We start from the raw sequence: 7,634 nt of genomic DNA, 5'->3' as shown, positions 1-7,634 counted from the left end.
TTGGTGCCCGGACTCGGAATCGAACCAAGGACACGGGGATTTTCAATCCCCTGCTCTACCGACTGAGCTATCCGGGCAACGAGGCGCATTAAACCCGATTCGCTTCGCTTCGTCAACGAAATTTCTTCAAATCAATGCAGACTGCACAATCTATCACCACATTGCTGCTATTGCACGCATTCTCAGGCAAAAAATGCCGTCCACGCGGCGGAAAGCGGCATTGCCAGCAGCAGGGCCGGAAGCATATTTACAACGGCAAACATTTTGATGCCGCAAATACGTAAACCGGTTGCCAGCAGCAATAGTCCGCCTACAGCGCTGAAATCAGCCATCATCGCAGGCGTGGTCAGGGGTAAAATCAGCGCCGCGCAGGCGGCCAGCGTCAACTGGATTGCCAGCATCGGCACACAAATGGCAGAGACCGCGATCCCCAGCGAACAGGCAAAAATGATGGCCGTGAAGAAATCAAGAAACGATTTCGCGATTAATATATTTGGATCGCCGGTCATGCCTTCATGTATCGCCCCGAAGATCCCGGTTCCGCTGGCGCAAAACAGCACGATGATGGCCACGTAACTTTGGATAAATGATTCATGCGTTGCGTTGGCGTCCGAACGGGTGAAAAGCTGCTGTGCTTTGGCTACGGCGGCGTTAATCCCTTTCTCCAGATGACAGAATTCGCCAATTAACGCGCCAACCAGCGTTGCCAGAACCATTACCGGCAAGTTGGCGCATTTGATAACCAGCAAGATACCAATTCCCAAAGAGCACAGGCCGAATATGGAGGTCATCGAGACCCGAATGCGCTCCGGTAAATGCTGGCTAAGTAGTGCGCCGAAAACGCCGCCAAATAAAATGGCGCCGCCATTAATAAAGGGTCCGATTACCACGTTTGCTCCTGCATACCCATTATCGTCTTGATCCTGAAGGCAATTGACTGGGTGAAATTATGTTTCAGATTGCATTATTATGCCGCTAATTTCAGACAAAATGTTTGTTTATCTGTGAGGTTTTAGCTCCGGATTTTATCTTGCGCCTGTCAGTGAAAGGTGCCATGATTGCGCGAATTTTCTCCTGTCTGAATGGGGCTGCCTGGGATGAAATTATTCCCCCTACATCGCCTTCCCTATCGCCTTTTTGCGCGACGCTTGCCCCTTCCTGCAACATATCTTCACGCTTCCACCATGCGGTGAGGTAAGCGCACGCTCACTGCAGGATAACAGTAAGATCAGAGGCTATCTGCTTTTACTGATGTCTGGCGGTCGGGGCTGGTAACCAGTTTGACCTGTCATTTCGTGGGCAAAGCAGTGCGGCTTTGCCGGGACTTTTGATTTTCCCGAAACGGGTTATTGCGCTTATGAAATCAATGAAAATTGCCGCCAGTAGTGAACTGGTCTCTCGTCTGTCCAGCCATCGTCAGGTGGTATCGTTGGACAGCACTGATTTTACTGACGTTGCGGCAGTCGTCATTACCGTTGTGGACAGCCGCAGCGGGATCCTTGCTTTGCTTAAACGCACAGGTTTTCATTTACCCGTGTTTCTGTTCGCGGAATCCGATGTGGAGGTGCCAGCGGGAGTAAATGCGGTCATTCGTGGTCAGGCTCAGGAGTGGCTGGAGCTGGAGACTGCTGCCTGTCAGTATGAAGACGATCTACTGCCGCCGTTCTACGACACGCTGACCCAGTATGTCGAAATGGGGAACAGCACGTTTGCCTGCCCGGGACACCAACACGGTGAGTTTTTTAAGAAGCATCCTGCGGGGCGGCATTTCTACGAATTCTTTGGTGAGAATCTGTTTCGTGCGGACATGTGCAACGCTGACGTTAAGCTTGGCGATCTGCTGATTCATGAAGGGTCAGCGAAACATGCGCAGAAATTTGCCGCGAAAGTTTTCCACGCGGATAAAACCTACTTTGTGCTGAACGGAACCTCTGCGGCCAATAAAGTGGTAACCAATGCGCTGCTGACGCGTGGGGATCTGGTGCTTTTTGACCGTAACAACCATAAGTCGAACCACCACGGCGCGCTGATCCAGGCGGGCGCCACGCCGGTTTATCTGGAAGCGGCGCGTAATCCGTTTGGCTTTATCGGCGGCATTGATGAGCACTGCTTTGATGAGCAGTACCTGCGTCAGCAGATCCGTGAAGTTGCGCCACAAAAGGCTGACCAGCCGCGTCCGTTCCGTCTGGCGATCATTCAACTCGGCACTTATGACGGCACGATCTACAACGCCCGGCAGGTGATCGACAAGATCGGTAGCCTGTGTGATTACATCCTGTTTGATTCCGCATGGGTCGGCTACGAGCAATTTATCCCGATGATGGCCGATAGCTCACCGTTGCTGTTGGAGCTTAATGCTAACGATCCGGGGATCTTTGTGACGCAGTCAGTACACAAACAACAGGCTGGGTTTTCGCAAACCTCGCAGATCCACAAAAAGGATAACCACATTCGCGGCCAGGCGCGGTTCTGCCCGCATAAGCGGCTGAACAACGCGTTTATGCTGCATGCTTCCACCAGTCCGTTTTATCCGCTGTTTGCGGCGTTGGACGTTAACGCCAAAATTCATGAAGGCGAGAGCGGTCGTCGGCTATGGGCGGAGTGCGTGGCGCTGGGAATCGAGGCCCGTAAAGCGATAATTGCTCGCTGTAAGATGATTCAGCCGTTTATTCCCCCGGTGGTTGATGGCAAACCGTGGGAAACCTATCCGACGGCGGTGATTGCCAGCGAGCGTCGCTTCTTTAGCTTTGAGCCTGGCGCGAAGTGGCATGGTTTTTCCGGTTACGCGCGCGACCAGTATTTTGTCGATCCCTGCAAGCTGTTGTTAACTACCCCGGGCATTGATGCGCAAACCGGGCAATATACTGAGTTTGGTATTCCGGCGACGATTCTGGCGCATTACCTGCGTGAAAACGGCATTGTGCCGGAGAAATGCGACCTCAACTCGATTCTGTTCCTGCTGACCCCGGCTGAAAGCGTAGAGAAAATGGCGCAACTGGTGGCGATGCTGGCGCAGTTTGAACAGCACATTGAGAATGACACGCCGCTGGCTGAAGTGCTGCCCACCATCTTCAACAAGTATCCGGTGCGCTACCGGGATTACACGCTGCGTGAACTGTGTCAGGAGATGCACTCACTGTACGTCAGCTTTAATGTGAAAGATCTGCAAAAAGCGATGTTCCGTCAGGAGAGTCTGCCTGCCGTGGCGATGAATCCGCAGGATGCCAACAGCGCTTTTATTCGTGGTGATGTTGAACTGGTGCGTATTTGTGATGCTGCTGGCCGCATTGCGGCGGAAGGTGCGCTGCCTTATCCTCCGGGCGTGCTGTGCGTGGTGCCTGGCGAAGTCTGGGGCGGGGCGGTGCAACAATACTTCCTGGCGCTGGAAGAGGGTGTAAACCTGCTGCCTGGCTTCTCGCCGGAGCTGCAAGGCGTTTACAGTGAGACGGATGCAGACGGCATTAAGCGTCTGTATGGATATGTTGTGAAATAAGCGCCATCTGGCCAAAAAGAAGGTCACCTGATGGTGACCTTCTTTCATTATAAAGATTAGTGTGCGATGGTCTGCGTGCCTGCCGGAACGCGCACGTGTTTGTATTTAAACAGCGCAACGAAGGCAAATGCCAGAACCAGCGAGTAACCTGCGAAGATTAGCCACACGGTCTGCCAGTCGGTAATACCGTTCAGCGTATAGTGTTCAACCACTTTGCCGCTCACCAGACCGCCCAGAATACAACCGAAGCCGTTGGTCATCATCAGGAACATACCCTGTGCGCTGGCACGAATTTCAGGGCGAACTTCTTTCTCCACGAACACTGAGCCAGAGATGTTGAAGAAGTCGAAGGCGCAGCCGTAAACAATCATCGACAGAACCAGCAGTACGGTACCGAACGGCGTCGGATCGCCGTAGGCAAACAGGCCGAAGCGCAGCATCCACGCGACGATACTGATCAGCATCACGTTCTTAATACCGTAACGGCTTAAGAAGAATGGGATGGTCAGGATAAACAGGGTCTCAGAAATCTGTGAAATCGACATCATCACCGATGCGTGTTCAACGATAAAGCTACCAGAGAACAGCGGGTTGTTGTCGAAGCTGTGCAGGAAGGTATTACCAAACATATTGGTAATCTGCAGCTCCGCGCCCAGCATCATTGAGAAGATGAAGAAAATCGCCATGCGCTTGTTTTTAAACAGCGCAAAGGCATCCAGACCCAGCATAGACGACCAGCTCTGGTTTTTCTGCTGATTGGCGACCGGAATATGCGGCAGCGTCAGAGTGAACAGCGCCAGTACCACAGACAACGTCGCACCGATATACAGCTGCATATGACTCAGTTCAAAGCCGGAGAAGCTTACGCCCCACATCGCCATGATAAAGCCGATGGTGCCCCAGATACGAATTGGTGGGAAATCGGTAACGATATCCATCCCGGCTGATTGCAGACGATAGTAGGAGATGGTGTTGATGAGCCCCAGCGTTGGCATATAGGCCAGTGAGTTAAGCAAAATCACAAAGAACATGGCGCCTGGCGTGGTGACTTCGGCTGCGGCGAACAGCGTTGCGGCACCGACCAGGTGACAAATGGTGTATACCCATTTCGCACTGACCCATTTGTCGGCCACGATCCCTAACAGCGTCGGCATAAACACGGCGGCGATCCCCAGCGAGCTATACACTGCGCCAATGGATGCACCATCGAATTTAAGGGTGACAAACATATAGGAGCCGAGAGTAGTCAGCCAACTACCCCATAAGCAGAACTGCAGAAACGAGAGAACTTTCAGCTGCAGCTTAAGATTCATGTTAATTTCCTCACACCGTAATGCGGATGAATGTTTTAAAAGGCACATTTGCCGTGGCTATATGATGTGATTCTATCAACGAGCAGCACTCTTTTTTTGTTACCTGTGACAAATATTTGCAAACAATTTCTAATTGCAAGGCAAAAGGGTGATGGAGTTAACACTTTTCCCTCTTCTGAACCTCGTTTAAGCGGCCAGAAGAGGGATACATTAGCGGCGTCGATATGATTTTTGTGCGGAATTGACCTTGTAAAGGTATCGGCGTGATTCAGCTGATGGGTGTCGGGTGGTCAGGATTTGATAAACGTCCCCAGGGGACATGCTGTTAATGATATTCGCGGCCTGAATTTTATCATTCGAGAACACGCGCAGCACGCTGCCGGCACCGCCGTTATACGCGGTGATCACCGCATAGCGACGCGAGGTTGGATTATCAATGCCGCCCAAATAGACATTGTTGAGCATGGCCAGATAAGCCGTGCCGGTATCAATGTTGCTGGCCGGGTCAAACAGGAAGCTGCGGCTAGGCGTGCCTGAGCGCCCTTGCGAGCGGAAAACATCTTTCCCGGCGCTGTGTTGTACCACCTGCATCAGTCCCAGCGCATCGGCATGGCTGACCGCATACGGGTTAAACGAGGATTCGGTTTGCATGATGGCCAGAATCAGCGACTCGTCAACGCCATACTTACGCGATGCCTGACGCACCATGCCGATGTATTTATGCGCGCGCTTATCAAGGTGGTTTGGTACCAGATTGATCGTTACGCTATAAATGATACGCAGGCCATTGCTGCGGCTTTTAAGTCGCGTTTGCAGCAGGTAGTTGGCAAAGTTGGTGGCACGTCCCTCCCAACGAATTGGCTGGCCGGTATTATCGACCACCTGTCCGTACAGGAACGGCTCTTTGGAAATCTTAATGTCGTCGACATCGGAATAGAGATCGATAGAACCCGGATCATCGCCCATCAGCAACGTCTTGATAATCGCCCGACGCAGGTGCCCGGCAGGATCTGTTCCGGCAATGGTCTCGACGGTTATCGTACCGTCATCAAAGTTGATGTGGCTGCGGGTTTGGTACTGATCGGTATACTTTACGTAGTCCTTCGGACCCGCAATCAGCACTTCCTTAAATCCCCACAGATTCTCAATGTTATGGGCAAATTGCCCCATCAGAATATCAAAACCGTTGGTATCCTTGACCCAGGCTTCGTTATAGGAATCGCCTTTTTTGGTCGAACTGGAACAGGAGATGAGCAACGGCGCAATAACGGCAAGCGCGAGATATTTTTTCATCATTCCGGGAGTGCGTGTTGTGTTTGTTATATGCAAGGACCAGATTAAATCGTCGGCCGGATAAGCGCAGCGCCATCCGGCAACGGTTCTTATGACTCTGGTGTATAGCCTTCAATATGCACGTCCTTACCCTCAAACAGGAAGTTGATCATCTCCTGCTCCAGCAGTTTACGGTGCTCGACGTTCATCATATTGAGTTTCTTCTCGTTAATCAGCATGGTTTGCTTGTGCTGCCATTGCGCCCAGGCTTCTTTAGAAATCTCGTTATAAATGCGTTTTCCCAGATCGCCTGGGTACAGCTGAAAATCCTGACCTTCTGCTTCGCGTTGCAGGAAAGTGCAAAAAATCGTTCTGCTCATAAAAAATCCTCTCTTTCGACCGCTACGTTAAACCTGTGTACCGGCACGTAATTGCTGTAACAAACGCTCCACGGGAGCCGCCAGCCCAACAGATGGCGGTTGCGCTAAGTTATACCAGAGCGCGTTGCCTTCATCCATGCATGAGGTGCATGAAGACACGGGAAGCCACATAGGCACAATATCTAAGTGGAAATGGCTAAAGGTATGGCGAAACGCATTAAGTTGGATCAGATTATCTGTGTTAATTTGCCGTTGCGCCAGCCACTTACGCAGCCCATCTTCGTCGTCAAACTGAGGAAAACAGTATAAACCACCCCATAAGCCGCTGGGCGGACGCTGCGATAGCAACACCTCGTCATCATGCTGCAGCAGTAAAAAATAGCCCGTACGTTCCGGTAACGTCTGTTTGGGTTTTTTACCAGGATACAGCGCCCAGCTTGCATTGGCGGCCGCTACACAGCCATTCTCTAGCGGACACAGCGAACATTTAGGCTTTGAACGTGTACAAACCATAGCGCCTAAATCCATCATCGCCTGGTTAAAACGCTCAACGCCGTGGGCAGGCGTAACCTGCTCGCTCAGTTCCCACAGTTTCTTTTCGACCTCTTTTTTCCCCGGCCAGCCGCTTACAGCATAACAGCGAGCCAGCACGCGTTTGACGTTACCGTCAAGAATCGGAAAATGCTGACCCAGAGAGAGTGAAAGGATAGCGCCTGCGGTCGAGCGTCCAACGCCTGGCAGGGCGGCGACTTCATCAAAGGTTTGCGGAAAAGTACCGCCATGCAGCGCCACAACCTGCTGCGCGGCTTTATGTAAATTGCGCGCACGGGCGTAATAGCCCAGCCCGGTCCATAAATGCAGAACTTCATCCAGCGGCGCATGGGCCAAATCCGTTACCGTCGGAAAGCGCGCCATAAAGCGCTCAAAATAGGGGATAACGGTGGCAACCTGAGTTTGTTGCAGCATCACCTCAGAGAGCCATACTTTGTAAGGCGTCTTGTCAATTTGCCAGGGCAGCGTCTTGCGCCCGTATTTGTCGTACCAGCTCAAAACCTGAGCTGAAAATTGAGAGGCTTGCATGATTACCGTTTCATTATTGCCGGGGGCAAGATTGCAGCACAGCGGCAACGGGGTGTAAACCGGAACTTTCCGCTGCTCACTTTCTTCCTTTACTTG

At 51.9% G+C, this 7,634-nt stretch carries 6 protein-coding genes and 1 tRNA gene; 1 reads left to right on the top strand and 6 read right to left on the bottom strand.

Annotated elements, in window-relative coordinates:
* Position 1 precedes the first annotated feature (1 nt).
* A tRNA-Phe gene (locus JSN25_RS01680) sits at positions 2-77 on the bottom strand.
* Between the two features lie 105 nt (positions 78-182).
* Positions 183-890, bottom strand: coding sequence for a DUF554 domain-containing protein (locus JSN25_RS01675; protein WP_038633642.1), 708 nt, complete (start codon positions 888-890; stop codon positions 183-185).
* Between the two features lie 467 nt (positions 891-1,357).
* Between JSN25_RS01675 and JSN25_RS01670 the strand changes: the two genes are divergently transcribed.
* On the top strand, positions 1,358-3,493 hold the full coding sequence (locus JSN25_RS01670; RefSeq protein ID WP_204525405.1) for an ornithine decarboxylase: 2,136 nt from the start codon (positions 1,358-1,360) through the stop codon (positions 3,491-3,493).
* Positions 3,494-3,549: 56 nt separating this feature from the next.
* Here the strand turns inward: JSN25_RS01670 and JSN25_RS01665 are convergent, their stop codons facing one another.
* The 4 genes from JSN25_RS01665 to mutY form a co-directional block, all read right to left on the bottom strand.
* The gene (locus tag JSN25_RS01665; RefSeq protein ID WP_069324795.1) at positions 3,550-4,806 is read right to left on the bottom strand and encodes a nucleoside permease; all 1,257 of its coding nucleotides are present in this window, start codon (positions 4,804-4,806) and stop codon (positions 3,550-3,552) included.
* Positions 4,807-5,016: 210 nt separating this feature from the next.
* Positions 5,017-6,102 (bottom strand): membrane-bound lytic murein transglycosylase MltC, encoded by a 1,086-nt coding sequence (gene mltC / locus JSN25_RS01660; protein WP_129694833.1) that lies wholly within the window; start codon positions 6,100-6,102, stop codon positions 5,017-5,019.
* 86 nt (positions 6,103-6,188) lie between these two features.
* Positions 6,189-6,458, bottom strand: a complete 270-nt coding sequence (locus tag JSN25_RS01655; protein WP_003027126.1) for an oxidative damage protection protein — start codon at positions 6,456-6,458, stop codon at positions 6,189-6,191.
* Positions 6,459-6,485: 27 nt separating this feature from the next.
* Positions 6,486-7,538, bottom strand: coding sequence for an A/G-specific adenine glycosylase (gene mutY / locus JSN25_RS01650; RefSeq protein WP_085048925.1), 1,053 nt, complete (start codon positions 7,536-7,538; stop codon positions 6,486-6,488).
* Between the last annotated feature and the right edge of the window lie 96 nt (positions 7,539-7,634).

The sequence above is a fragment of the Citrobacter cronae genome (assembly GCF_016893685.1).
In the GTDB taxonomy this organism is placed as follows: Bacteria; Pseudomonadota; Gammaproteobacteria; order Enterobacterales; family Enterobacteriaceae; genus Citrobacter; species Citrobacter werkmanii.
The sequence above is the reverse complement of the archived record's forward strand: the minus strand, read 5'-3'. Positions and strand labels throughout refer to the sequence as shown.